The sequence below is a fragment of the Rhizobium sp. ZPR4 genome, assembly GCF_040215725.1.
In the GTDB taxonomy this organism is placed as follows: domain Bacteria; phylum Pseudomonadota; class Alphaproteobacteria; order Rhizobiales; family Rhizobiaceae; genus Rhizobium; species Rhizobium rhizogenes_D.
Genome location: NZ_CP157967.1, coordinates 1590415 through 1616525, shown reverse-complemented (window position 1 = coordinate 1616525; position 26111 = coordinate 1590415). Strand labels below are relative to the sequence as shown.

At 60.5% G+C, this 26111-nt stretch carries 22 protein-coding genes; 17 read left to right on the top strand and 5 right to left on the bottom strand.

What is annotated here, in order from left to right; all coding sequences use genetic code 11:
- Positions 1–62: 62 nt before the first annotated feature.
- Both cckA and trpS read left to right on the top strand, forming a co-directional pair.
- Positions 63–2681 carry a cell cycle histidine kinase CckA gene (cckA, locus tag ABOK31_RS08005; RefSeq protein ID WP_349958406.1) on the top strand — a complete coding sequence of 873 codons (2619 nt, stop codon included), beginning with the start codon at positions 63–65 and terminating at the stop codon, positions 2679–2681.
- Positions 2682–2894: 213 nt separating this feature from the next.
- A complete protein-coding gene (trpS, locus tag ABOK31_RS08000) occupies positions 2895–3914 on the top strand; it encodes a tryptophan--tRNA ligase (RefSeq protein ID WP_349958405.1) in 1020 nt (339 codons plus the stop codon).
- 62 nt (positions 3915–3976) lie between these two features.
- On the opposite strand, the gene ABOK31_RS07995 is transcribed toward trpS, so the two are convergent.
- Both ABOK31_RS07995 and ABOK31_RS07990 read right to left on the bottom strand, forming a co-directional pair.
- Entirely contained in the window at positions 3977–4903 is a 927-nt protein-coding gene (locus ABOK31_RS07995; protein WP_349958403.1) for a pseudouridine-5'-phosphate glycosidase, read from the bottom strand.
- A gap of 46 nt (positions 4904–4949) precedes the next feature.
- Positions 4950–5894 carry a carbohydrate kinase family protein gene (locus ABOK31_RS07990; RefSeq protein WP_349958402.1) on the bottom strand — a complete coding sequence of 315 codons (945 nt, stop codon included), beginning with the start codon at positions 5892–5894 and terminating at the stop codon, positions 4950–4952.
- Between the two features lie 239 nt (positions 5895–6133).
- Here ABOK31_RS07990 and recA point away from each other — a divergent pair, with 239 nt between their 5' ends.
- The 3 genes from recA (at position 6134) to ABOK31_RS07975 (ending at position 11044) form a co-directional block, all read left to right on the top strand.
- Complete coding sequence (gene recA, locus ABOK31_RS07985) at positions 6134–7222, top strand: recombinase RecA (RefSeq protein ID WP_047633095.1); 1089 nt, start codon at positions 6134–6136, stop codon at positions 7220–7222.
- Between the two features lie 172 nt (positions 7223–7394).
- On the top strand, positions 7395–10055 hold the full coding sequence (alaS, locus tag ABOK31_RS07980) for an alanine--tRNA ligase (RefSeq protein WP_349958400.1): 2661 nt from the start codon (positions 7395–7397) through the stop codon (positions 10053–10055).
- A gap of 137 nt (positions 10056–10192) precedes the next feature.
- The gene (locus ABOK31_RS07975) at positions 10193–11044 is read left to right on the top strand and encodes an AraC family transcriptional regulator (RefSeq protein ID WP_349958399.1); all 852 of its coding nucleotides are present in this window, start codon (positions 10193–10195) and stop codon (positions 11042–11044) included.
- A 46-nt stretch (positions 11045–11090) separates the two neighbouring features.
- Here the strand turns inward: ABOK31_RS07975 and ABOK31_RS07970 are convergent, their stop codons facing one another.
- On the bottom strand, positions 11091–11717 hold the full coding sequence (locus tag ABOK31_RS07970) for a glutathione S-transferase family protein (protein ID WP_174177404.1): 627 nt from the start codon (positions 11715–11717) through the stop codon (positions 11091–11093).
- Positions 11718–11836: 119 nt separating this feature from the next.
- The gene (locus tag ABOK31_RS07965) at positions 11837–13051 is read right to left on the bottom strand and encodes an NADP-dependent isocitrate dehydrogenase (RefSeq protein WP_296440816.1); all 1215 of its coding nucleotides are present in this window, start codon (positions 13049–13051) and stop codon (positions 11837–11839) included.
- Positions 13052–13282: 231 nt separating this feature from the next.
- Here ABOK31_RS07965 and ABOK31_RS07960 point away from each other — a divergent pair, with 231 nt between their 5' ends.
- The 12 genes from ABOK31_RS07960 to ABOK31_RS07905 all read left to right on the top strand — a co-directional run bounded on the left by ABOK31_RS07960 (position 13283) and on the right by ABOK31_RS07905 (position 24690).
- Complete coding sequence (locus ABOK31_RS07960; protein ID WP_349958397.1) at positions 13283–13885, top strand: hypothetical protein; 603 nt, start codon at positions 13283–13285, stop codon at positions 13883–13885.
- A gap of 225 nt (positions 13886–14110) precedes the next feature.
- Positions 14111–14950, top strand: coding sequence for an RNA methyltransferase (locus tag ABOK31_RS07955; RefSeq protein WP_349958395.1), 840 nt, complete (start codon positions 14111–14113; stop codon positions 14948–14950).
- Positions 14934–15734, top strand: a complete 801-nt coding sequence (gene murI, locus ABOK31_RS07950) for a glutamate racemase (RefSeq protein WP_349958394.1) — start codon at positions 14934–14936, stop codon at positions 15732–15734. Before ABOK31_RS07955 ends, murI begins: the two co-directional genes overlap by 17 nt.
- Positions 15735–15737: 3 nt before the next feature.
- Entirely contained in the window at positions 15738–16202 is a 465-nt protein-coding gene (locus tag ABOK31_RS07945) for a GNAT family N-acetyltransferase (RefSeq protein WP_349958393.1), read from the top strand.
- Positions 16203–16300: 98 nt separating this feature from the next.
- Complete coding sequence (locus ABOK31_RS07940) at positions 16301–17446, top strand: alpha-hydroxy acid oxidase (RefSeq protein WP_349958392.1); 1146 nt, start codon at positions 16301–16303, stop codon at positions 17444–17446.
- Positions 17447–17576: 130 nt separating this feature from the next.
- Positions 17577–19094: an ATP-binding protein gene (locus ABOK31_RS07935; protein WP_174177417.1), complete on the top strand. Its 1518-nt coding sequence runs from the start codon at positions 17577–17579 to the stop codon at positions 19092–19094.
- Positions 19095–19326: 232 nt separating this feature from the next.
- The gene (gene rpsD / locus ABOK31_RS07930) at positions 19327–19944 is read left to right on the top strand and encodes a 30S ribosomal protein S4 (protein ID WP_075850646.1); all 618 of its coding nucleotides are present in this window, start codon (positions 19327–19329) and stop codon (positions 19942–19944) included.
- Positions 19945–20015: 71 nt separating this feature from the next.
- Positions 20016–20945, top strand: coding sequence for a glutaminase (locus ABOK31_RS07925; RefSeq protein WP_174177419.1), 930 nt, complete (start codon positions 20016–20018; stop codon positions 20943–20945).
- A 61-nt stretch (positions 20946–21006) separates the two neighbouring features.
- Entirely contained in the window at positions 21007–21894 is an 888-nt protein-coding gene (gene ttcA / locus ABOK31_RS07920; protein ID WP_349958390.1) for a tRNA 2-thiocytidine(32) synthetase TtcA, read from the top strand.
- A 73-nt stretch (positions 21895–21967) separates the two neighbouring features.
- Entirely contained in the window at positions 21968–22795 is an 828-nt protein-coding gene (locus ABOK31_RS07915; protein WP_349958389.1) for an inositol monophosphatase family protein, read from the top strand.
- Positions 22796–22811: 16 nt separating this feature from the next.
- A complete protein-coding gene (locus tag ABOK31_RS07910) occupies positions 22812–23636 on the top strand; it encodes an inositol monophosphatase family protein (RefSeq protein ID WP_349958387.1) in 825 nt (274 codons plus the stop codon).
- Positions 23637–23751: 115 nt separating this feature from the next.
- A complete protein-coding gene (locus ABOK31_RS07905) occupies positions 23752–24690 on the top strand; it encodes an adenylate/guanylate cyclase domain-containing protein (RefSeq protein ID WP_174177427.1) in 939 nt (312 codons plus the stop codon).
- A 116-nt stretch (positions 24691–24806) separates the two neighbouring features.
- On the opposite strand, the gene ABOK31_RS07900 is transcribed toward ABOK31_RS07905, so the two are convergent.
- On the bottom strand, positions 24807–26102 hold the full coding sequence (locus tag ABOK31_RS07900) for a multidrug effflux MFS transporter (protein ID WP_349958386.1): 1296 nt from the start codon (positions 26100–26102) through the stop codon (positions 24807–24809).
- Positions 26103–26111: the final 9 nt, after the last annotated feature.

The window sequence follows — 26111 nt, the reverse complement described above, 5'->3', positions numbered from 1 at the left end:
GACTCCGGCGACCCCTAACGTGTATGACATGTCGCGAGGAGAACGGCTGATACGAGGGGTTTATGACGAAGCAGCGTCCGTCCGACGAGTATAGCGTGCCGCTGGTGGATCGCGGAGTTCGTTCGGGAACTGTGCTGCGCATCATCCTGCTTGCGCTCGTTCTCGTGGCCGCGGCCGCCGCCTTTGTCGTCTTTAAGAACCAGCTCGACAATGAGTCTGTGCTTGGCGGCCTGGGCGTTCTTGCTATGGTCGGCATCTTCTTCCTGGTCTCCTCGATCATCGGTTTCGTCGAGGTCATGCCGCAGCCGCAGTCAGACAGCCTGGCGCGCTCCTTCCTCAACAGTCACCCCGACGGGACGCTGATCACCGATGAGAAGGGCCGCATCGTCTATGCCAATGCGGCCTATGGTCGCCTGACCGGTGCGACCAAGGCGACGGAAGTGCAGTCGCTGGAGATGCTGCTGTCGCGAAACCGTGAGTCCAACGAGGCTCTCTACCGGCTCGCCAATGGCCTGCGCGACGGCAAGGAGGGGTCGGAGGAGTTCCGGTTGCTGAAGCCGCTCGGTCCCTTCAACGGGATCGGCCAAGGAGCCCATTGGTATCGCCTGAAGGCGCGGGTACTGTCGCCGGAACAGGATAGCAACAAAGCGCTGCATATCTGGCAGATTACCGACATCACCTCCGAGCGCGACGATCAGGAGCGATTCTTCAAGGAATTGCAGAACGCGATCGATTATCTCGACCACGCGCCGGCCGGCTTCTTTTCCGCCGGCCGCAAGGGCGAGATTTTCTATCTCAACGCGACGCTTGCGGAATGGCTTGGCTTTGATCTCACCAAGTTCGTTCCCGGCTCGATGACGATCGGCGATCTCGTGGCCGGCGAGGGGCTGGCGCTGATCCAGTCCGTTCAGGCAGAGCCAGGTTTAAAGAAGACGGTGACGCTCGATCTCGATCTGCGCCGTGCCAACGGCCAGAGCCTGCCGGTGCAGATCGTTCACAGCGTAACATCGATGCGCGACGGCGCTCCCGGTGAGAGCCGCACCATCGTCCTGACCCGGCAGAACGGGGCAGACACGGAGCAATCGGCTTCCGCAGCCGCGATGCGTTTCAGCCGTTTCTTCAACAATACGCCGATGGCGATCGCTTCGGTTGACGGCAACGGCCGCATTCTGCGGACGAATGCACCATTCCTGAAACTCTTCTCGGAACTGGTATCCCGCGACGATATCGAGCGCGGCGCTGCCCTTGAGACCATCGTCAATGAAAGCGACCGGGTGCGGCTGCAGCAGGCATTGGCTGCTGCCAAGGACCGGCAAGGCGACATTCCGCCGATCGACTCCCGTAATCCGAAGGATGAGACGCGGCATTTCCGCTTTTATATCAATGCCGTCATCGACCAGACCGACGAGGCGCCGGAAGAGGCTGCCATCGTCTATGCCGTCGAGGTGACCGAGCAGAAGGCGCTCGAAACGCAGATGGCGCAGACACAGAAGCTCAATGCCGTCGGTACGCTCGCAGGCGGCATCGCGCACGACTTCAACAACGTATTGACCGCTATCCTCTTGTCTTCCGACCATTTGCTGCTGCAGGCGCGGCCGTCTGATGCCAGCTTCGCCGACCTGATGGAAATCAAGCGCAATGCCAACCGCGCGGCCGTGCTGGTGCGGCAGCTGCTTGCCTTCTCGCGCAAGCAGACCATGCGGCCGACGGTTCTCAATCTGACCGATGTGATCGGCGATCTCCGCATGCTGGTCGACAGATTGCTGTCGGGCACGCATGTCAAGCTGGATGTCGACTACGGCCGCGATCTCTGGCCTGTTAAAACCGACCTCTCGCAGTTCGAGCAGGTGCTCATCAACTTGTGCGTCAATGCCCGCGATGCCATGCCTGGCGGCGGTACGCTGACGCTGCGCACCCGCAATCTGCTCGCGTCTGATGTCAGTGCCTTCAACTACCCCTACTTGCCACATGAGGACATGGTTCTCGTCGAGGTCAGCGACACCGGTACCGGCATCGCGCCCGAAATCATGGACAAGATCTTCGAGCCATTCTTCACGACCAAGGAAGTGGGCAAGGGCACCGGTCTCGGGCTTGCGATGGTCTATGGCATCATCAAGCAGTCCGGCGGCTATATTCAGCCGGAATCGGAAGTGGGCAAGGGAACGACGTTCCGCATCTTCCTGCCACGGCACATCGTCGAGATGCCTGTCGCGACGGAAGCGAAAGTGCCAGAAAGCCGCGATGTCACGGCCATGGACCAGAGTGTCGGTATAGCCGCCTCTACGGAAGAACCTGCCGATCTCACCGGCAAGTCCGCCGTCGTGTTGCTGGTCGAGGACGAGGAGGCGGTGCGTCGCGGCGGCAAGCGTATGCTTGAGACGCGCGGCTATACTGTCCACGAGGCCGGCTCCGGCGTCGAGGCGCTCGACATCATGGAGGAGCTCGACGGACAGGTCGATGTCGTCGTATCCGACGTCGTCATGCCCGAAATGGACGGGCCGTCGCTGCTGCGCGAATTGCGCAAGAAATATCCGGATCTGAAGTTCATCTTCGTTTCGGGCTATGCCGAGGATGCCTTTGCCCGCAACCTGCCGGCCGACGCACAGTTTGGCTTCCTGCCGAAGCCGTTCTCGCTGAAACAGCTCGCCGTGGTTGTGCGCGAGACGCTGGACAAGAATTAAACGGGAGGCGGCTGTTGCCGATGGTGTCGCAAAGATGCTATCGACAGCTGCATGATCGACCTTGCCAAGCCCATTTACCGTATGTGGTGGCGCTCCTTCTAGGAGCGGCAGTCGTCATGTCTTGAAATCGACCCTGCCGCCGTGATCCGGCAGGCATTCGTCTATTTCTATTTTCCTTCCCGATCGCGGCGGCTCCTTTTGCGGAGCAGTGAAATGTTTTCCCCTACCGATACTCGCCCTGTCATCCTGACGGGTGACCGGACCACAGGTCCACTCCATCTCGGCCACTATGTCGGCTCGCTGAAGAGCCGCGTTGCGCTTCAGCATAGCCACGAGCAATTCCTGCTCTTGGCGGATACGCAGGCGCTGACCGACAATGCCCATGATCCCCAGAAAGTGCGGCACAACGTCCTTGAAGTCGCCACGGACTATCTCGCCGTCGGCATCGACCCGTCGCTGACGACGATCTGCGTCCAATCCGCCTTGCCGGCGCTGGCGGAGCTGACGCTGCTCTATCTGAATTTCGTCACGGTCAGCCGCCTGGAGCGCAACCCGACGATCAAGACGGAGATCCAGCTGCGCGGCTTTGAACGCGACGTGCCGGCCGGCTTTCTCTGCTATCCGGTCGCGCAGGCCGCCGACATCACCGCCTTCAAGGCGACGGTCGTTCCGGTCGGGGAGGACCAGGCGCCGTTGATCGAGCAGACCAACGAGATCGTTCGCCGTCTCAATCGGCAGATCGGGCGAGACGTTCTCGTCGAGGCCGCAGCCATGGTGCCGAAGGTTGGGCGCCTGCCTGGGGTCGACGGCAAGGCGAAGATGAGCAAATCCCAGGGCAACGCCATTTCGCTTTCGGCATCGTCAGATGAGATAAGAGATGCCGTGCGGCGAATGTATACCGATCGGGATCACCTGCGTGTCAGCGATCCCGGAAAGATCGAGGGAAATGTCGTCTTCACCTATTTGGACGCCTTCTGTGAGGATTTGCAGCTGGTGGATGAGATGAAGGTACACTATCGCCGTGGCGGGCTTGGCGACGTCACCCTGAAGAGACATCTGGAGGGGGTCCTGCAAGCGCTGCTTGCACCGATCCGCGAGCGCCGTGCGCGTTATGCCGCCGAGCCGGATTATGTGATGGGAATCGTGCGCGAGGGCACGCGAAGGGCAAGGAAGCGGACGGAGGCAACGCTTGCGGAGCTGCGATCGGCCCTCGGTCTGTTCTCCCTGGCTTGAAACAAAAAGAACGGCCGGGCGATTTTTGACGCACCCGGCCGTTCTTGTGACTGAGATTCTAATTATTCGGCCAGTGCGACCGCGATTTCCGCAGCCAGACGCGCATTGTTTTCGACAAGCGCGATGTTGGTCTTGAGGCTGCGGCCTTCGGTGATGTCGAAGATCGTGCTCAGCAGATAAGGCGTAACGGCCTTGCCGGTGATCTCGTCGCGCTCGGCGCTATCGAGGGCTCGCTCGATATAGATTTCCATTTCCTCGCGCGGGATCTCGTCGGCTTCCGGAACCGGATTGGCGATCAGCATGCCGCCATCGATGCCGAGCTGTTCGCGCGTCGTCTGGAAGTTGGCGATCGCAGCCGGGCTGTTCAGCGTCAGCGGGCTCGTCAGGCCGGAGGAGCGCGACCAGAAAGCCGGAAACTCGGTGCTGTCGTAGGTGACGACCGGTACGCCGCGGGTTTCCAGCACTTCGAGCGTCTTCGGAATATCGAGGATCGCCTTGGCGCCGGCGCAGACGACGATGACGCCGGTGCGGGACAGTTCTTCAAGGTCGGCCGAAATATCGAAGCTTTCTTCGGCGCCGCGATGCACGCCGCCGATGCCGCCGGTGGCAAATACCTTGATGCCAGCGCGGGCTGCGGCGATCATCGTGGCGGCAACGGTGGTTGCGCCGGTGCGGCGCTCGGCAATTGCAAAGGCGATATCGGCGCGCGAGACCTTCATCGCGCCCTCCGTCTTGGCCAATGTTTCCAGCTCTTCCGGCTCAAGACCGATATGCAGCGTGCCGTGAATGACCGCGATTGTTGCGGGTACTGCGCCTTCCTGCCGGATGATCGCCTCGACGCTGCGGGCCATCTCGATATTGCCGGGATAGGGCATGCCGTGGGTGATGATCGTCGATTCCAGGGCGACGAGCGGCGCGCCGCGCAGCTTGGCGGCAGCGACTTCCTTCGAATAGGAGATCGGTAGCAGGGGCGAGATAGGCTGGGTCATTGTCGTTTCCAATTCACTGAAACAGTATACGCGTTTTGAACAGGCTTCATGACAGAATTTCGGCCCTGGGAACAAGAGCCAGCATCGTCTTTAGCAGTTCGGGAGAGAGATTTTCCGCCGTTGCAAAGGGCGATTGCACCGTGATCGCGGCTGCCGCAGCGCCATGGCGGACGGCTTCCGCGAGATCGTGACCGGCGAGCAAAGCGGAGAGAACGCCCGAGGCAAGCGAATCTCCCGCTCCGGTGACATCGGCAACCTCGTCGACGATGGGCGGCTGCAGGCTTACCATGGCATCAGGTGAGAAGGCGATCAGCGCGCGCTTGCCGCGGGTGATGACGCCATTACGCAGCCCGAGCGCGCGCAAAGCGTTGACCCACTCGCGCGGGTCTTCCGGACGGATTTCGGTCAGTGCGGCAGCTTCGGCTTCGTTGAGGAATAGATGGCCAATGCCAGCGAGGCTCGGCTTCAGCCGCACGACTTTTGCCGGCGAGATGGCGATGGCTGCGACCGGTTTGCCGCAAAAGGCGGCCCTTGCCGCAATCGCGCTTAAGGTTTCCGCCGGCAGATTGGCATCGCAGAGAACGAGGTCGGTTTCTTCGAAGGCGTCGCGAACGGCGCGAATCGCCAGCCGCCGCGGAACGAAAAGCTTGTAGAGCTCCATGTCGGCAAGCGCGATGACCAAATTGCCGTCATTCTCGAGGATCGCCGTATAGCTTGGCGTCTTGCGATCGAGGAAGACGAAGGGCTTGTCGTCGATGCCGGCGTGGCTTGCTGCCTCCGCCACCATCTCGCCCGAGGGATCGCCGCCACGCGGCGAGATCAGCTTTACGTCGAAGCCCAGGCGGGCGAGATTGCGGGCGGCATTGAAGCCGCCGCCGCCAGGCTCTTCGAACCATGCGCCGGGGTTGCTGGCGCCCGGCTCCGTATCGCCGAAGATGCGGCCGCGCCGGTCGATATGGGCGCCGCCGAGAACGAGAATCTTTTTCGCCATAGGGTTATCCTCAGCAGTGGAAAAGGCGAATCGAGCGAGCCGCAAACATCTCGCAATTCACCGCTTCGGGCATGTAAGTGCCTGGGAAGAAAGAAGAAAACAAAAATAGAACGGAATTCATTTTACCTTTTTCTTTCAATTGCTTGTTGTGCTCTTGCGATATGAGAACAAATAGAGTACAGAATTCTCATCGGCGGCGACATTGCTAGAGCGGCTTCAATAACCTAAAGGTGGATCGAATGTCTCAGAATTCTTTGCGGCTTGTAGAGGACAAATCGGTGGATAAAAGCAAGGCACTTGAAGCGGCACTCTCTCAAATTGAGCGGTCGTTCGGCAAGGGCTCGATCATGAAGCTCGGCTCTAACGAGAACGTGGTCGAAATCGAAACGGTTTCCACCGGCTCTCTGAGCCTCGATATCGCTCTCGGCATTGGCGGCTTGCCGAAGGGGCGCATCATCGAAATCTACGGGCCGGAAAGCTCGGGCAAGACGACGCTGGCGCTGCAGACCATTGCCGAGGCACAGAAGAAGGGCGGCATCTGCGCCTTCGTGGACGCGGAACATGCGCTTGATCCGGTCTATGCCCGCAAGCTCGGCGTCGACCTGCAGAACCTGCTGATCTCGCAGCCCGATACCGGCGAACAGGCGCTTGAAATCACCGATACGCTGGTTCGCTCCGGCGCGATCGACGTTCTGGTCGTCGACTCCGTTGCGGCCCTGACGCCGCGCGCCGAAATCGAGGGCGAGATGGGCGACAGCCTGCCGGGCCTGCAGGCGCGTCTGATGAGCCAGGCACTGCGCAAGCTCACGGCTTCGATCTCCAAGTCCAACTGCATGGTGATCTTCATCAACCAGATCCGCATGAAGATCGGCGTCATGTTCGGCTCGCCGGAAACGACGACGGGCGGTAACGCGCTGAAGTTCTATGCCTCGGTTCGCCTCGACATCCGCCGCATCGGCGCCGTCAAGGAGCGCGAAGAGGTGATCGGCAACCAGACCCGCGTCAAGGTCGTCAAGAACAAGATGGCGCCTCCCTTCAAGCAGGTCGAATTCGACATCATGTATGGTGAAGGCGTTTCGAAGACCGGTGAGCTGGTCGACCTCGGCGTCAAGGCCGGCATCGTCGAAAAGTCCGGCGCCTGGTTCTCCTATAACAGCCAGCGTCTCGGCCAGGGTCGCGAGAACGCGAAGATCTTCCTGCGCGACAATCCGGATCTGTCTCGTGAGATCGAGCTGTCGCTGCGCCAGAATGCCGGCCTCATTGCCGACCGCTTCCTGCAGAATGGCGGTCCCGATTCCGGCGACGACGGCGACGCTTCCGGCGAATAAGGATTTTCGGGAGCAATTCCCGACTTGAGACAAGACGAAATACTGAAACCGGCCGCATTGTCCAAGGGATGTGCGGCCGGTTTTGCTCGTGCGGCTGGACAGCGCCCGGAGCGAACGATAAAAGCCACTGACTTTGACGCAAGTTGTTGACGGCAGTACTGAAGGGCCCCCCATGAGCGGTGTGAATGAAATCCGGTCGACCTTCCTCGACTATTTTAAGAAAAACGGCCACGAGATCGTGCCGTCGAGCCCGCTGGTGCCGCGCAACGATCCGACATTGATGTTTACCAATGCCGGCATGGTGCAATTCAAGAACGTCTTCACCGGCCTGGAGCAGCGTCCCTATACGACGGCTTCGACCGCGCAGAAATGCGTGCGCGCCGGCGGCAAGCATAACGACCTCGACAATGTTGGCTATACCGCGCGCCATCACACCTTCTTCGAGATGCTCGGCAACTTCTCCTTTGGTGATTACTTCAAGGAGCGCGCCATCGAGCTTGCCTGGAACCTGATCACCAAGGAATTCGGCCTCGACGCCAAGCGCCTGCTGGTCACGGTCTATCACACCGACGACGACGCCTTTAACCTGTGGAAGAAGATCGCCGGCCTTTCCGACGACCGGATCATCCGCATCGCCACCAGCGACAATTTCTGGGCGATGGGCGATACCGGCCCCTGCGGTCCCTGTTCGGAAATCTTCTACGATCATGGCGATCACATCTGGGGCGGCCCTCCCGGCTCTCCGGAAGAGGACGGCGATCGCTTCATCGAGATCTGGAACCTCGTCTTCATGCAGTTCGAGCAGATCACCAAGGAGCAGCGTGTCGACCTGCCGCGTCCGTCGATCGACACCGGCATGGGTCTCGAGCGCGTTGCCGCCGTGCTGCAGGGCAAGCACGACAATTACGATATCGACCTGTTCCGCGCCCTGATCGAAGCTTCGGAAGAGGCGACGGGCGTCAAGGCCGAAGGCGAGCATCGCGCCAGCCATCGCGTCATCGCCGATCATCTGCGCTCGTCCGCCTTCCTGATCGCCGATGGCGTGCTGCCGTCGAACGAAGGCCGTGGCTATGTGCTTCGCCGTATCATGCGCCGTGCCATGCGCCACGCGCAGTTGCTCGGCGCCAAGGAGCCGCTGATGTGGAAGCTGCTGCCGGCGCTGATCCAGCAGATGGGCCGTGCCTATCCGGAGCTGGTGCGTGCCGAGGCGCTGACCTCCGAGACGCTGAAGCTCGAGGAGACCCGTTTCCGCAAGACGCTGGAACGCGGCCTGTCGCTGCTCAACGACGCCACTTCTGACTTGCACAAGGGCGACAGCCTCGACGGCGAAACCGCCTTCAAGCTCTACGACACCTATGGTTTCCCGCTCGATCTGACGCAGGACGCGCTGCGCGCTCGCGGCATCGGCGTCGATATTTCCAGTTTCACGGATGCCATGGAGCGGCAGAAGGCCGAGGCGCGCTCGCATTGGACCGGTTCCGGCGACAAGGCAACCGAGACCATCTGGTTCGAGCTCAAGGAAAAGAACGGTGCGACCGAGTTCCTCGGCTACGACACGGAAACCGCTGAAGGCGTCATTCAGGCGATTGTCAAGGACGGTATGGCCGTCGACAGCGCCGCTGCCGGCGACAAGGTGCAGATCATCGTCAATCAGACGCCGTTTTACGGCGAATCCGGTGGCCAGATGGGCGATACCGGCGTGATATCAAGCGATCACGGCAAGCTCGCCGTTAGCGATACGCAGAAGAAGGGCGAGGGCCTTTTCGTTCACAGCTCGGAAGTGTCGGAAGGCAAGATCACAGTTGGCGACGCCGTCGTGCTGACCGTCGATCACAACAGACGCTCGCGCCTGCGTGCCAATCACTCTGCCACCCACCTGCTGCACGAAGCTCTCCGCGAAGTGCTCGGCACCCATGTGGCTCAGAAGGGCTCGCTGGTTGCGCCCGAGCGGCTGCGTTTCGACGTTTCCCATCCGAAGCCGATGTCGGCCGAGGAGCTGAAGGTCGTCGAAGAGATGGCGAACGAGATCGTTCTGCAGAATTCTCCGGTCACGACCCGCCTGATGAGCGTCGATGATGCGATCGCGGAAGGCGCGATGGCGCTGTTCGGCGAGAAGTATGGCGATGAAGTCCGCGTTGTGTCGATGGGGCAGGGTGTGCGTGGTGCCAAATCTGGCAAGCCCTATTCGGTCGAGCTTTGCGGCGGCACGCATGTCTCCGCTACTGGCCAGATCGGCCTCGTGCGTATTCTTGGCGAAAGCGCCGTCGGTGCCGGCGTGCGCCGCATCGAAGCTGTGACCGGTGAATCCGCGCGTGATTATCTTGCCGAACAGGACGACCGTGTGAAGAGCCTCGCTTCGACGCTGAAGGTCCAGGCAGCCGATGTCGTCTCGCGCGTTGAAGCGCTGATGGACGAACGCCGCAAGCTGGAGCGCGAATTGGCGGAAGCCAAGCGCAAGCTTGCCATGGGCGGCGGCCAGGGCGGCTCGGCCGATGCGGTCCGTGAGGTCAATGGCGTCAAGTTCCTCGGCAAGCCGGTTTCCGGCGTCGATCCCAAGGATCTCAAGGGTTTGGCTGATGAAGCCAAGGCAAGCCTCGGCTCCGGCGTCGTGACGCTGATCGGCGTCTCGGACGATGGCAAGGCAAGCGCCGTCGTTGCTGTTACCGAAGATCTGGTCGGTCGCTTTAGCGCCGTCGATCTTGTGCGTGTCGCTTCGGCTGCGCTCGGCGGCAAGGGCGGCGGCGGCCGTCCCGACATGGCGCAGGCCGGCGGCCCGGATGGCGCCAAGGCCGATGAAGCGATTGAGGCCATTGCTGCGGCGCTTGCCGGCTAAGACGCTGATTTCCGATTGGTAATCAAGAATGGCGGATGCTTCGGTATCCGCCATTTTCTTTTGTCCGGACAACTCCGCAGGATTTGTCAAATCGGGTTATGGTCTTGTCGGGCCGATCGATTTGCAAGGGGTTTGACATGAGTGGTGGAACGGCGTGGGCGCTTTACGAGACCCGGTTGCGGCGGGTTTCGGCCTATATCCATGAGCATCTGGACGACGAACTCGATATGGAAAAGCTCGCCGAAATTGCCTGCATGTCCAGCTATCACTGGCACAGGATCTATCGGGCGATCTATGGCGAGACGGCGGCGGCAACGGTCAAGCGGCTGCGGCTGCATCGTGCCGCCGGTGATCTCGTTAACACCCGTCTATCCGTCAGCGACATTGCAAAGCGGTCGGGCTATCCCAACCTCCAGTCGTTCAACCGCATCTTCAGATCCGTCTACGGCATGCCGCCGGCGCGATATCGAAATGAGGGAAGCCACACGATCTTCGAACCAAACACCCAAGGAAGGATCACGGTTATGTTCGACGTTACGCTTCGCACCATCTCCCCAATGTCACTGATCGGTGTCGCCCATCGTGGCTCCTATATGCAGATCGGCCAGGCTTTCGAAACACTCTTCGGTACCATCTTCGCCCGCGGCCTTGCGGGCCCCGATATGCGCATGATCGGCGTCTATCTCGACGACCCCGATGTCGTGGAAGCGGACAAGCTGCGCTCCTATGCCTGCGTCACCGCTGGCGAGACCGTCGCTGCCGATGCGCCGCTGGAGCGGCGCTTGCTTGAGGGCGGCGAATATGCCGTGCTGCGCCATAAGGGTCCCTATGCAAACATGCATAGGGCTTATCAATGGCTCTACGCGCAGTGGCTGCCGGCTTCCGGTCGGCAACTGCGCGATACCGTCATGTTCGAGGAATATATCAACAATCCGCGCGACGTACCGCCGACGGAGCTTTTGACTGATATCTATATGCCGCTGCAATAGCGGCATATGATCCTTGTCGAGGGTTTCCTCCTAATGCCTTGTATTGTCAGGTATTAGCCGGCTTCGGCATGGCGGCATTGTCGATCTCGTTGCCGCGGCGATAGGCGTCGCGGTCGCTGACCCGGCTCCAATAGTCGATGAAGGCCGGCCGCTTTTCGATCGTTCCGAAATTAAGACCGTAGCCGACATGCGAGCCGACATAGACGTCGGCTGCGGTAAAGCGATCGCCGGCGATGAAAGGCGAGGTCGTGACGGCGTGCTCCATGGCATCAAGCACATTCGCGAAGCTGCCGCAGCCGGCCATGCGCAAGCGCTCCGGCGGAACTTCGAAGCCGAGGGCGCGATTGGTGATCGCCATCTCGAACGGTCCCGCTGCAAAGAACATCCAGCGGAAATAACGGCCGCGCTCGGCAGCTGTCGGGGCGAGCCCCGCCTGCGGGAAGGTTTCAGCCAGATAGGCGCAGATGGCGGCACCTTCGGTGACGACTGTATCGCCATGCTTGATGGCCGGCACCTTGCCCATGGGGTTGACCGCAAGATATTCCGGCGCCTTCATCGTCGTGCCGTAGTCGAGATACTCGGTGCGGTAGGGCTGGCCGGTCTCCTCGAGCATCCAGCGGGCAATGCGTCCGCGCGACATCGGATTGGTATAGAAAACGAGTTCTTCAGCCATCTGCCTCTCCCTTTTGTTGCGCGCATTTTTGCCACTGGTTAGCCTCGGCGGCAAGATTCGGGGCAAAAGAAAACCCGGCGCTGAGGCCGGGTTTTCGCATGTCTAGATGGCAGCAAGGCTTAGGCAGCCATGGCCTTCTTGAGATTTTCGTCGATCTTGTCAAGGAAAGCGGTGGTCGAGAGCCACGGCTGATCGGGGCCGATCAGCAGTGCCAGATCCTTGGTCATGTAGCCGGCTTCGACGGTATCGACGCAGACCTTTTCGAGCGTGGAAGCGAACTTTGCGAGTTCGGCATTGTCGTCGAGCTTGGCGCGATGGGCAAGGCCACGGGTCCAGGCGAAGATTGAGGCGATCGAGTTCGTCGAGGTTTCCTGACCCTTCTGGTGCTGGCGGTAATGGCGGGTCACCGTGCCGTGTGCGGCTTCGGCTTCGACCGTCTTGCCGTCCGGCGTGAGCAGAACCGAGGTCATCAGGCCGAGCGAGCCGAAGCCCTGCGCAACCGTGTCGGACTGGACGTCGCCGTCGTAGTTCTTGCAGGCCCAGACATAGCCGCCGGACCATTTGAGGGCGGAGGCGACCATGTCGTCGATCAGGCGGTGCTCGTAGGTGATGCCGGCTTCGTCGAACTGAGCCTTGAACTCGTTCTGGTAGACTTCTTCGAAGATGTCCTTGAAGCGACCGTCATAGGCCTTGAGGATGGTGTTCTTTGTGGAGAGGTAGACCGGCCACTTGCGCATCAGGCCGTACATCATCGAAGCGCGGGCGAATTCGCGGATCGACTCGTCGAGGTTGTACATGGCCATGGCAACGCCGGCGCCCGGAGCGTCGAAGACGTCTTTTTCAATGACCGTGCCGTCTTCGCCAACGAACTTGATGGTCAGCTTGCCCTTGCCTGGGAACTTGAAGTCGGTGGCGCGATATTGGTCGCCGAAGGCATGACGGCCGACGACGATCGGCTTGGTCCAGCCGGGAACCAGGCGCGGAACGTTCTTGCAGATGATCGGCTCGCGGAAGATGACGCCGCCGAGGATGTTGCGGATCGTGCCGTTCGGGCTCTTCCACATCTGCTTCAGGTTGAATTCCTTGACGCGATCTTCATCCGGCGTGATCGTCGCGCACTTGATGCCGACGCCATGCTTCTTGATGGCGTTGGCGGCGTCGACGGTCACCTGGTCGTTTGTTGCGTCGCGGTTTTCGACCGAGAGGTCGTAGTAGTCGATATCGATGTCGAGGTAGGGGTAGATCAGTTTGTCTTTGATAAACTGCCAGATGATGCGAGTCATTTCATCGCCATCGAGATCGGCAACGGGATTTGCGACCTTGATCTTCTTCATACTTCTGCCTCGTTTAAGCTAATGGGACCGGATGGTCCTGTGGGTAATGTAAAGTCCCGTGGGCTATAGCACCGCAAGTGCGGAACGCAAAGCCGATAGAGCCTCCGGCGTCGCGTTTTTGATCATTCGTGACATCACCTGCTTTTTGCGATCGGGCCATTGCCAAAGCGGTCCATGGGTCTAATGTCGCGCAGGTTTTGCCTGTTGCCCCCCGTGTCATGGAATCACGTCATGCATAAATTTGCTGCCTCCGCTTTTGCCCTTACGCTTTTTCAGTTTTCGCTTGGCGCGCATATGGCGTTCGCAGCCGACGCGACGACGCCGGTCAAGGCCATCATGGATGCAACCGTCTCGAACTGGGCGGGCGGCGACAGCGACTGGCAGGATATCTTCGACGAGAGCAAGCTGAAGGATATCTACAGCAAGGATTTCGGGGCGAAATATCAGGCGGCCGCGCAGTTTCCTGCTGCCGACGAGGACGGTATCTCGCCTTTCGACTATGACGTCATCGTCAATGCGCAGGATGCGTGTCCGCTGGAGGAGGTGAAGATTGCCGCACAGCCGCCGAAGAACAATGTGACCGAGGTGCTGGCGACCTTCAAGAAATCCACCTGCATGGGCTCGGATGCAGACTATCAGAAGACGACGACGGTGCGTTTCGAAGTCATTGAAGAAGGCGGAAAGCCCGTCGTCGACGATATCATCACGAACGATGACAACGGTAATCCGAGCTCGCTCAAGAACGTCATGCAGGATCTCGTCAAACAGCAGCAGCAACCGGCAGACCAGACGCAGCAGCCGTCGGATCAGCAGAAGCCGGCCAGTCCGCAATAAATCCGACCCGGCTCGTTCCACAGTTCGTGCGCAAAAACCTTGCCGATCGGCCGGTGTCTCGCTATTGCCACCCCGGAGCCGGATGATTTCAGGTCTGTTTGTCCTGAAATCATCCGGCTCCGGAAACAGGGAAATGGAGCATGAAGTCGTCCGAAAACGGCTGACACTTTTCGGCATCGTGCTCGAATTGGCGCGATCGGGCTCGCGCGCGGAGATTTAAGCATCATGGCAGGCACGAACAGCGAACGTCCACTTCTGGCCGAAGGACCGGCTATTATTCTGGTCGAACCGCAGATGGGCGAGAATATCGGCATGGTCGCGCGCGCCATGGCGAATTTCGGTCTTGTCGAATTGCGTCTGGTCAATCCGCGCGACGGCTGGCCGAACGAAAGGGCGCAAGCGACGGCCTCGAAGGCGGATCACATCATCGAGGCGACGAAGGTCTATGAAACGCTGGAACAGGCGATCGCTGATCTCAATTTCGTCTATGCGACGACCGCGCGCGAGCGGGATGGCTATAAGCCGGTGCGTTCGCCTGTCGTTGCGGCGGAGACCCTTCGCGCAAAGTTCAAGGCAGGTGAGGGCACCGGCATTCTCTTCGGGCGCGAGCGCTGGGGTCTGACGAATGAGGAAGTCGCGCTGGCCGACGAGATCGTCACCTTTCCCGTCAATCCTGCTTTCGCCTCGCTGAACATCGCCCAGGCCGTGCTGTTGATGTCCTATGAGTGGATGAAATCGGGCATGGAGGATCTGGGCGATGTGCCTTTCCAGGCGCTTGAACAGCGGCCATCGACGAAGGATCAGCTTTTCGGCCTGTTCGATCAGCTCGAAGAGGCGCTGGATGCGCGCAATTATTTCCATCCTGCCGGGAAAAAGCCGAAAATGGTCGACAATCTCCGGGCCGTCCTCTCGCGCCGGGCATTCACCGAGCAGGAAATCAGCGTCTTGCGCGGAGTGATCTCGTCTCTCGACCGTTTCACGCGGAAATCCCCGCGCGGCAGCGGTTCGCATCCCAGGTCCGCTAAAGCACCCAAGGAAACCACAAGCGATGACAGCAACGGCTAATGAGCTGAAACCGGTCCTTGTTTTCGATTCAGGGATCGGCGGTTTGACCGTACTGCGCGAAGCGCGCGTGCTGATGCCGGAGCGCGGTTTCATCTATATCGCCGACGATGCCGGTTTTCCCTATGGCAGTTGGGAAGAGGCGGCGCTGAAGGAGCGCATCGTCGATCTCTTCGCGAAGCTGCTTGCGCAATACGATCCGGAAGTCTGCGTCATCGCGTGCAACACGGCTTTCACGCTGGCCGGCGCCGCTCTGCGCGCTGCTTTCCCCCAGGTGACATTCGTCGGCACGGTGCCGGCAATCAAGCCGGCGGCAGAGCGGACGCGCTCAGGCCTTGTTTCGGTGCTGGCAACGCCGGGCACGGTCAAGCGCGCCTATACGCGCGATCTGATCCAGTCCTTCGCCACGCAATGCCATGTCCGGCTTGTCGGATCGCAGAACCTTGCGCGTCTCGCTGAGGCCTATATTCGCGGTGACGCCGTAGCGGACGAGGCTGTCATGACGGAGATCGACCAGTGCTTTGTCGAGATGGATGGCCGCAAGACCGATATCGTCGTACTGGCCTGCACGCATTATCCCTTCATGGCCAATATCTTCCGCAGGCTGGCGCCCTGGCCGGTCGATTGGCTCGATCCGGCCGAAGCGATTGCACGGCGTGCCCGTAGCCTGGTGCCGCAGGTGGCCGATGCTGTCCATCCCGACGATTTCGACTTCGCTGTTTTTACCTCCGGTGCGCCGGATTTCCCCACCCGGCGGCTAATGCAGGGTTTTGGGCTCAGGGCTTGATGAATGACTGACAAGATTTCGTTGCGTAAACTCGATCTCGCGGACATGCCGGCGGCTGCGGCCGTTCACCGCGCCTCGTTCAATGAGAGGTTGCCGACGCTGGCCGGGATCCACACTCCGGAAGAAGACGTTGGTTTCTGGACCGCTGTCGTTTTCAAGGATTGCCAGATCTGGGGTGCGGAAGAGGGCGGGCGTCTCGTCGGTGTCATCGCCTTTCTTGAGGATTGGATCGACCAGCTTTACGTCCTGCCCGAGGCGCAGAAGCGCGGTATCGGCAGCCGCCTGCTCGATATTGCCAAATCGACCTATCCGGTGCTCTCACTCTGGTCATTTCAGAGAAATGAGCCGGCGCGCCGCTTTTACGAAAAGCACGGCTTCTTCGTGGTTGACGAGTCGGACGGGGCAGGCAATGAGGAGAAGGAGCCGGATGTGCTTTACAAATGGGAAGCACGCTTGCACCGGCTTTAACTCAAGCCGAGTTGCATGGCCGAATTGGATAGCCGGGCTGGATGGCTGCTTATTGGGAGTTCGATAGTTGATGTCTTTTGAGAATGCCGAGGTCAGCCATGCGTTTGCGTGAGTGCCACAACTTCCATGATTTTCGCCTTCTCGCGAAAAAGCGTCTTCCCGGCCCGATCTTCAACTATATCGACGGCGCGGCCGACGACGAGGTGACGCTGCGGCGAAACACATCGAGCTTCAAAAGCTGCGATCTCGTTCCCAATGTTCTGCGTGGGGTCAGCGAGATCGACATGTCTGTCACCGTCATGGGACAAAAGCTCGCGACGCCGTTCTATTGCTCGCCGACGGCCTTGCAGCGGCTGTTCCATCATCAGGGCGAGAATGCGGTTGCCGCCGCGGCCTCTTCGCTCGGCACGATGTTCGGCGTCTCCTCGCTCGGCACCGTCAGTATCGAGGAAATCCGCAAGAAGCACGCGGGGCCGCAAGTTTACCAGTTTTATTTCCACAGGGATCGCGGCCTGAACCGAGCGATGATGGAGCGTGCGAAAGAAGCCGGCGTCAACGTCATGATGCTGACGGTTGACAGCATCACCGGCGGCAATCGCGAGCGCGATCTACGCACCGGATTTTCCATCCCCTTCAAGCTCAATCTGGCGGGCCTTACCCAATTTGCCATCAAGCCGGCCTGGGCGCTGAATTACGTGACGCATGAGAAGTTCCGCCTGCCGCAGCTCGACGAGCATGTGGACATGAGCGGTGGCGCGATGTCGATCGGCAAGTATTTCACCGAGATGCTCGACCCGTCGATGAACTGGAACGACGTCGCCGAAATGGTGAAGCATTGGAACGGGCAGTTCTGCCTGAAGGGCATCATGTCGGTCGAAGACGCCAAGCGTGCCGTCGATATCGGATGCACCGGCATCGTGCTGTCGAACCACGGCGGCCGGCAGCTGGACGGCTCGCGCTCTGCGTTCGATCAATTGGCGGAGATCGTCGACGCCGTCGGTCATCGCATCGACGTGATGATGGATGGGGGCGTCCAGCGCGGCACACATGTGTTGAAGGCCCTGTCGCTCGGCGCCAAGGCGGTCGGTCTCGGCCGCTTTTATCTCTATCCGCTGGCCGCTGCCGGTCAGGCGGGCGTGGAGCGGGCGCTCAGGCATCTGCGCACCGAAGTCGAGCGCGACATGAAGCTGATGGGCTGCACCTCGGTCAGTGAGCTTTCGCGCGCAAACCTGCGCTTCCGCTGACATCTGCAATCGCCTGTGGGTTTTTTCAATCCACGGGCGCGAAGCTTGGAAATCTTTGCTAGACGGAGGCGCGTCCTTTCAGAAAGATGGGGCGTATCCACGTTTGATTCTCGCTCATAGGGGAAGTGCATTGCAGGTCGGCATCGACATGGGAACGGCGTCCGGCGGGACCAGCGCCCAGCTCGATATCGAGGAGCTGCTGGCGACGCGTCTCCTGGTGCAGGGCAATTCCGGTTCCGGAAAATCGCATCTCCTGCGACGTCTGCTCGAACAGTCGGCGCAATGGGTGCAGCAGGTTATCATCGATCCCGAAGGCGATTTCGTTACGCTGGCCGACAAATTCGGTCATGTCGTCGTCGATGGCGAGCGCACGGAAGCCGAGCTTGCCGGCATTGCCAACCGCATCCGTCAGCATCGGGTTTCCTGCGTGCTGACGCTGGAGGGGCTCGACATCGAGCAGCAGATGCGCGCTGCCGCCGCCTTCCTCAATGGTATGTTCGATGCCGATCGTGAATTCTGGTATCCGGTGCTTGTCGTTGTCGACGAGGCGCAGATGTTTGCGCCTTCGGTCGGCGGCGACGTTTCGGAAGATGCGCGCAAGATGTCGCTGGGCGCCATGACCAATCTGATGTGCCGTGGCCGAAAGCGCGGTCTTGCCGGCGTCATCGCCACACAGCGACTGGCGAAGCTCGCCAAGAACGTTGCCGCGGAGGCCTCCAATTTCCTGATGGGCCGCACCTTCCTCGATATCGACATGGCCCGCGCCGCCGATCTTCTCGGCATGGATCGCAGGCAGGCGGAAATGTTCCGTGACCTGAAGCGCGGCAATTTCGTCGCACTGGGGCCGGCACTCTCGCGCCGGCCGTTGCCGATCACCATCGGCACGGTGGAAACATCGGCGCGTTCCTCCAGCCCGAAGCTGATGCCGTTGCCGGATGCGCCGCAGGATGTCGAGGATCTGATCTTCACGCCGGACCCGGAGGAGTTTTCCAAAGCCATTGTGCGCCGTACGGCGCCAGCGCCGCGTCCCACGACCGATATTCTGGCGGAGCTTTCCCGTTCCGTGCCAGCCGCAAGCCCGGCGCCGACAGAACCGAAGGTCAACCAGTCGGAACTATCGAGCGAGGATCGCGAGGCGAGGGTGGGTGCTGTGCTCTCCGAAATCCTCGACGACCCCGCTTCCGGATTCCGTACGGATTCGGTGCTCTATCAGGAGTTTCTCGTTCGTTTGCGTATGCGCCGGGTTCCCGGTACGCCGATGAGCCTGTCGGAGTTCCGTCGGCGCGTGGCGATTGCCCGCTCCGGTGCAGACGAGGACGTCATGGCGACTGACCAGTGGGCGACGGCGCTCTCGCTGTCCTCCAGCGTCACCGATGACCTCCAGGGCGTCTTCCTGATGCTGGCGAAGGCCGCCATCAGCGGTGAGCCGTGCCCGTCCGACGCGCGTATCGCCCGCGCTTATGGCACGCATTCAGCGCGGCGCGCTCGCCGTCTGCTCAGCTATTTCGAGGAGCAGGGCAGCGTCGTCGTTCACACGGATTTTTCGGGCAAGCGTATCGTTGCCTTCCCGGATATGGGTTCTCAGACCGCGCCTGGCGATGCTAATGCGCCTGATCTGGATGGTGGCGAGCAGGCGGCGGCGGAATAGCGGCCGTATTGTCGCTGAAGAGCGTCTGGCGCTGTTGACATTTTCATGACGACCCCTTAGAGACCGCCCCAACGCCGGGCAGAAATGTCCGGTGTTTCATTTGACATGTCCCGTGGCTTTCTCCGTTCGCTAATGTGAGAAGCCTGTCAGAGCTCGAAAACGGAGTTCAGAGGAGGGCGTGTTTCCTTCGCGGTTCGGCAACGGGCCGCGGCAACGTTTGAAAGGAAATGCGATGAGCAAGCGCGAATCGTCCAAGTATAAAATTGACCGCCGTATGGGCGAAAACATCTGGGGCCGTCCGAAGTCCCCGGTTAACCGTCGCGAATACGGCCCGGGCCAGCACGGCCAGCGCCGCAAGGGCAAGCTCTCCGACTTCGGCGTGCAGCTGCGCGCCAAGCAGAAGCTGAAGGGCTACTACGGCGACCTGCGCGAGAAGCAGTTCCGCGCCATCTTCGCTGAAGCTGACCGTCGCAAGGGCGACACCTCGGAAAACCTGATCGGCCTGCTCGAATCGCGCCTCGACGCGATCGTCTACCGCGCCAAGTTCGTTCCGACCGTCTTCGCTGCCCGTCAGTTCGTCAACCATGGCCACGTCACGGTCAACGGCGTTCGCGTCAACGTCGGTTCGTACCGCTGCAAGGCTGGCGACGTTATCGAAGTTCGCGAAAAGTCCAAGCAGCTCGTAACGGTTCTGGAAGCCGTTTCTCTCGCTGAGCGTGACGTTCCGGACTACATCGAAGCCGACCACAACAAGATGGTTGCGACCTTCGCCCGCATCCCGGCTCTTGCCGACGTGCCTTACGCCGTCGTCATGGAACCGCATCTGGTCGTCGAATTCTATTCGCGTTAATAAGCGGATAACTTTCTTGATGAATGAAAAGCCGCTCGGTTCGAGCGGCTTTTTTGTCTTTGGAGCGCCTCATGACGGATTTGCAGGCTATTCTCGACGGCATTCATGCGGAGCTTTCGCCGCGCATCGGCGAGGGTAAGGTTGCCGATTATATTCCGGAGCTGGCGAAGGTCGATCCGAAGCAATTCGGCATGGCGATCGCCACCGTTGACGGCGATGTCTACAGCATCGGCGATGCCGGCGTACCCTTCTCCATCCAGAGCATCTCAAAGGTCTTCATGCTGACGCTTGCGCTCGGCAAGGTCGGGGAAAGCCTCTGGAAGCGCGTGGGGCGCGAACCATCGGGCACGTCTTTCAATTCCATCGTTCAGCTCGAGCGAGAGGAAGGCATCCCGCGCAACCCTTTCATCAATGCGGGCGCTATCGCGATCAGTGACGTCGTGCTGGCGGGGCACGAGCCGCGCGAGGCGATCGGCGAGCTTTTGCGCTTCGTGCGCTATGTGGCCGACGACGAGACGATCAGCATCGATGACAAGGTGGCGCGTTCCGAGACGCAGACGGGCTACCGCAATTTCGCGCTCGCCAATTTCATGCGCGCCTATGGCAATATCCACCATCCGGTCGAGCATGTGCTCGGCGTCTATTTCCATCAATGCGCGCTTGCGATGAGCTGCCAGCAGCTTGCCAAGGCGGGGCTCTATCTCGCTGCACGCGGCAGTAATCCGATCACCGGTCACTCGGTCGTTTCGCCGAAGCGGGCGCGACGCATCAATGCGCTGATGCTGACCTGCGGCCACTACGATGGGTCTGGCGATTTTGCCTATCACGTCGGCCTGCCGGGCAAGAGCGGCGTTGGCGGCGGCATTCTGGCTGTGGCGCCGGGCATCGGCTCGATTGCGGCCTGGTCGCCGGGCCTGAACAAGGTTGGCAATTCCCAGCTCGGTGCCGTGGCGCTGGAGATGCTGGCGGCCCGCACGGGCTGGTCCGTATTCGGCGATTGATACCCATGTCTTCTCGTCCCGCTTTCTGCTATCAGCGTGGCGAGATGCAAGGAATGACGGAATGAATATCGCGACCACGGTGAAAGACGAAATCGATATCGAGGCTGAAGATGGCGGCTCTGCCGCGCATCCGATGTTTACCGATGCGCCGCGATCCGTCTCCTTCAACAAGCTGCGCAAGCGTCTGTTACGGCAGGTGCGCCAGGCTATGGACGATTTCCAGATGCTGAAGGGCCAGAAGCGCTGGTTGATCGGCCTTTCCGGCGGCAAGGATTCCTACGGTCTGCTGGCGCTGCTGCTTGATCTGAAATGGCGCGGTCTGCTGCCTGTGGAATTGATCGCCTGCAATCTCGACCAGGGCCAGCCGAATTTTCCGAAGCATGTTCTGCCGGATTATCTGACGAAGATCGGCGTTACCCATCGCATCGAATATCGCGACACCTATTCGATCGTGAAGGATAAGGTGCCAGAGGGTGCGACCTATTGCTCGCTCTGTTCGCGCCTTCGCCGCGGCAATCTCTATCGCATTGCCCGCGAGGAAGGTTGCGATGCGCTGGTGCTCGGCCATCATCGCGAGGATATTCTCGAAACCTTCTTCATGAACTTCTTCCATGGCGGCCGGCTGGCCTCCATGCCCGCGAAGCTGCTCAATGACGAGGGCGACCTGATGCTGCTGCGTCCGCTTGCCTATGCGGCCGAGGACGATCTCGCCAAGTTTGCGACGGCGATGCAGTTTCCAATCATTCCCTGTGATCTCTGCGGCTCGCAGGATGGCCTGCAGCGCAATGCGATGAAGGACATGCTCGCCGATATCGAGCGCCGCATGCCAGGCCGCAAGGACACGATGCTGCGTGCTTTGGCGCATGTGAACCCGTCGCATCTGCTCGACCCGAAGCTCTTCGATTTCGCTGGGTTGATGACACAGGGATCTTCTGGCGAGCGAGAGTAAGTTTAGCCCTTTTGCCACACCGATGTCATCGAATCGGGCATAAGAGGAAGCCCTTTCAAAACAGAGGCTTCCGATGACCTTCTCCGATACGGATTTCGACTATGTGATGACGATCGTTGCCGAAGCGGCGGCAACGGAAATCATGCCGCGCTTCCGCAATCTGGAGGATGGCGACGTATCGGAAAAGACCTCGGCTATCGACCTCGTGACCGAGGCCGATCTTCTGGCTGAGCGTCACATCACCGCGGCGCTGAAGACGCGTTTTCCGAAGGCCGTCATCGTCGGCGAAGAAGCCTATGAGGCTGACAAGTCCGTCGTGCCGGCGCTGGCGCATGCCGAGCTGGCTTTCACCATCGACCCGGTAGACGGCACGTTCAATTTCGCTGCCGGACTGCCGGTCTTCGGGACGATAGTCGCTGTCATCGCCAATGGCGAGACGATCGCCAGCATCATCCATGATCCGGTGCTTGGCGACACCCTGACCGCCGTTAAGGGTGGCGGCGCGTTTTTGCGCCGGCAAACCGGACAGGCGAGGCGGCTTACCGTTGCCGCACCCGCGCCCTTGAGCGCGATGACGGGCGCGATATCCTGGGGTCATATGGACGAACCGGATCGGTCGCGCATCTGCGGCAACCTGTCCAAGACCCGGATGGTTTTCTCAGTGAATTGCTCGGCTTACGAATATTGGATGGTGGCTTCAGGCAAGTGGCACTTCATCGGCCATTCAAAGCTGATGCCGTGGGATCATCTCGCAGGCGTGCTGGCGCATCAGGAAGCAGGTGGTTATACCGCCAAATTCGATGGCACGCCCTACCGACCCGGCGAGACGACGGGCGGCATTATTTCTGCGCCGGATGAGGAAAGCTGGCGGATGATCCGTCGCGAGATCATCGGCGCCTGACGCGAAAGGAAAAAGCATGACATCGCTCGTTGACGTTACCACGCTTGCTCATGTGCTGCGCCGCGCGGCACAGACGGAGATCCTGCCGCGTTTTCGCAGGCTGGGCAGCGACGATATCCGCGCCAAGAGCGAGGCGACGGATCTGGTGACGGAAGCCGACGAGCGTGCCGAGCATATGATAAAGGCCGAGGTTGCGCGGCTCTGGCCGGAAGCTTTGTTCGTCGGCGAGGAATCGGTTGCGGCCGACCCGTCGCTATTGACCAAGCTCGCGGATGCCGATCTCGCCATCATCGTCGATCCGGTCGATGGCACCTTCAACTTTGCCGCTGGCATTCCGGCGTTCGGCGTCATGGCTTCGGTCGTCTCGAAGGGAGAAACCGTTGCCGGCATCATCTTCGATCCGATGGGCGACGATTGGGTGCTGGCGGAACGCGGCAGCGGTGCCTGGTTGCGGCGGCCGGATGGCGAGACGCTGCGTCTCAAAGTGTCCCAGTCGGTTCCGCTGGAAGAGTTGGTCGGCATGGCAGCGACGGGCTTCCTGCCCAAGGAAAAGCGCGCCGAAATCATGGGTAATCTCGCCAAGGTGCGCTACACGACCTGCTATCGCTGCGCTGCGCATGAATACCGCACGCTTGCGGGCGGCTATGTGCACTATCTCATGTACAACAAGCTGATGCCTTGGGATCATCTGGCGGGGTCGCTGATATCAGCCGAAGCCGGCGCCTATGTCCGCCGCTTTGACGGTTCAGCCTATCTGCCGCATCATCTCGATGGCGGGCTGCTGATCGCCGCGGACAAGGATACCTGGGAATTGCTGCGGCGCGAGGTCTTCACCCTTTGAGGTGAGCAGCGCGCTACGATTGCCGGCTTGACCCCTTGGAAAGTAACGGCTGGAGGGCTATCTTTGCTCCAACAGGCAAGAGCCTTGGTCGGCGCTTGCCGCGAGGATGAGACAGATGTCCGAGACGAGCCGCAAGCTGACCACCATCTTCTGCGCCGATGTGCAGGACTACACGCGCCTTATGGGCAAGGACGAGGAGGGGACGCTTTCGACCCTTCGTCGTTACCGCGATGCGATGAAACGGCTGATCGAAGCGCACGGCGGCCGTGTCATCAATACCTGGGGCGATGGCGTCTTTGCCGAGTTTCCCAGCGTCGTCGAGGCGGTGCGCGCAGCGATTGACACGCAGAATGAGCTTGCCGGCTACAATGCCGTAAGCGATCCCGACAAGCAGATGCTGTTCCGTATCGGGCTCAATCTCGGCGACGTGATCGCCGATGGCGACGATCTCTATGGCGATGGCGTCAATATTGCGGCCCGGCTGCAGTCTCGGGCAGTTCCCGGCGGTATCGTCATTTCCAACACGGTCTACGATCAGGTCCGCAACAAGGTTGCGGTCGGCTTCGATTTCCTTGGCCAGCTCGATGTCAAGAACATCGAGGGCGGTGTGCCGAGCTATGCGGTGCGGATCGGCGGCGTGCAGGTTGTCGATACCACGTCAGACTATCGTTCGGCTCCACCTCCCTCGCGGGCGCCCGAGGCCCCCGAACCCGCTGCGGCTCGAGAAGCGGCGATGCCCCTGGATTGGCGGCGCAGTTACGGTGGGGTGCTTATCGTCTGCGTCGGTCTCGCCGCGCTCAACGGGCTGACCTGGCATGGCGATCTCTGGGCGAAATGGCCCATACTTGCCATTCTGTGGGCTGCTGCATTCCGTTATGTTCGCAGCAACAGGCAGATCGATATGGCTATTGCGAGCCTTGTCATCACAGGTATCGGCATCGTGATGATCAATCTGTTCACCTGGCATGGAACGCCATGGGCTATGTGGCCGCTATTCGGTCTTGCGATCGCTGCGGCGCTGCGCTGGGTCAGCCGCCCGCGCAGCGACGCATAACGAAGTGAGACATGTTAAAGCATTTCCGTTTTTAAACGGAGTGACGGAAATGCTCTATCTCTTTGTTTTCACGCAATTCCGGACACAAACCGCTTCGCACTTTTGCTGGAATTGCTCTAGACGTGCCCCATGCCCGGCTCCAGTGCCGGCGTATCGCCGGGATGGGTGAAGAGCTTGCCGCGTTCCGCCCACAGCGTTGCAACGATCGACAACGCACCGAATACCGTGAAACCGGCGAGCAACGGCTGTGCCGTGCCATCGAACATCTGACCGACGACGCCGCCGAGGAGAACGCCGACCGTGGTGGACACCGAGCTGGTGATTGCGGCCGCCGTTCCTGCCAGATGGCCCATCGGCTCCAGGCTGATGGCCATGCAGTTGGTGGTGATAACAGCAAACATCATCAACATCACCGAGATCAGTATGTAGATGAAGGTGAAGCTCGGCTGACCGAACATGCCAACGATGTAGCCGATAGCGCCGAGGACGGTGAAGACGATCATGGCAGCGTGGGAAATGCGGCGCATGCCGAAGCTGCGGACGAAATAGCCATTGGCAAACTGTGCGACGGCCGTGCCGGCTGCGGTTGCCGCAAAGGCGATCGGGAACGTGTCTCCAAGCCCGTAGACTTCACCGAAAACCTGCTGCACAGAGACGATATAAGCGCAGATGACGCCGGTGTAGAGTGTCAGGCCGATCATGTAGCCGCAGGTGATGCGGTTGGTCAGCACCGTCTTGAAGCCGGAAAGAACCGACGCGACCGAGAGCGGCAGGCGCTCTTCAACGGGCAGCGTCTCCTTCATGCGGAAGAAGGCGACCAGGAAGAGGCCGGCGCTGACGATGCCGAGCAGGATGAAAATCCACTGCCAGTTCGAATAGGCGACGATCATCTGGCCGACGAAGGGGGCGACCATCGGCATGATCATGAAAACGATCATCACATAGGACATGACGCGCGCCATTTCGCGGCCGCCGAAGCAATCCCGGACGATGGCGAGCGTGGTGATGCGCACGGCCGCGGCGCCGACGCCCTGCGCAAAACGCATCGCCAGCAGGGCAAACAGGCTGCCGCTCCAAGCCGCGGCAAACAGGGTCACCGTATAGAAGGCCAGACCGCCGAGCAGGATGTATCGCCGGCCATAGGTATCCGACAGGCTGCCGAAGAAAAGCTGGCAGATGCCGAAGCCGAGGAAATAGACGCCGATGACGAGCTGGGTGTCGTTCGGGTTGGCGACATGCAGCGACTGACCGATATTCGGCAGCGCCGGCAGCATGCTGTCGATGCCCATGGAGATGCTGGCCGTCATCAGGGCGATCGTGAGGATGAATTCCACGATGCCGAGGCCGATGCGGCTGGAACCGGATTGCGCCGGCTGCTGGGCCGGCTGCTGGGATTGAGGCGGGGTTGTCATGCGAATATG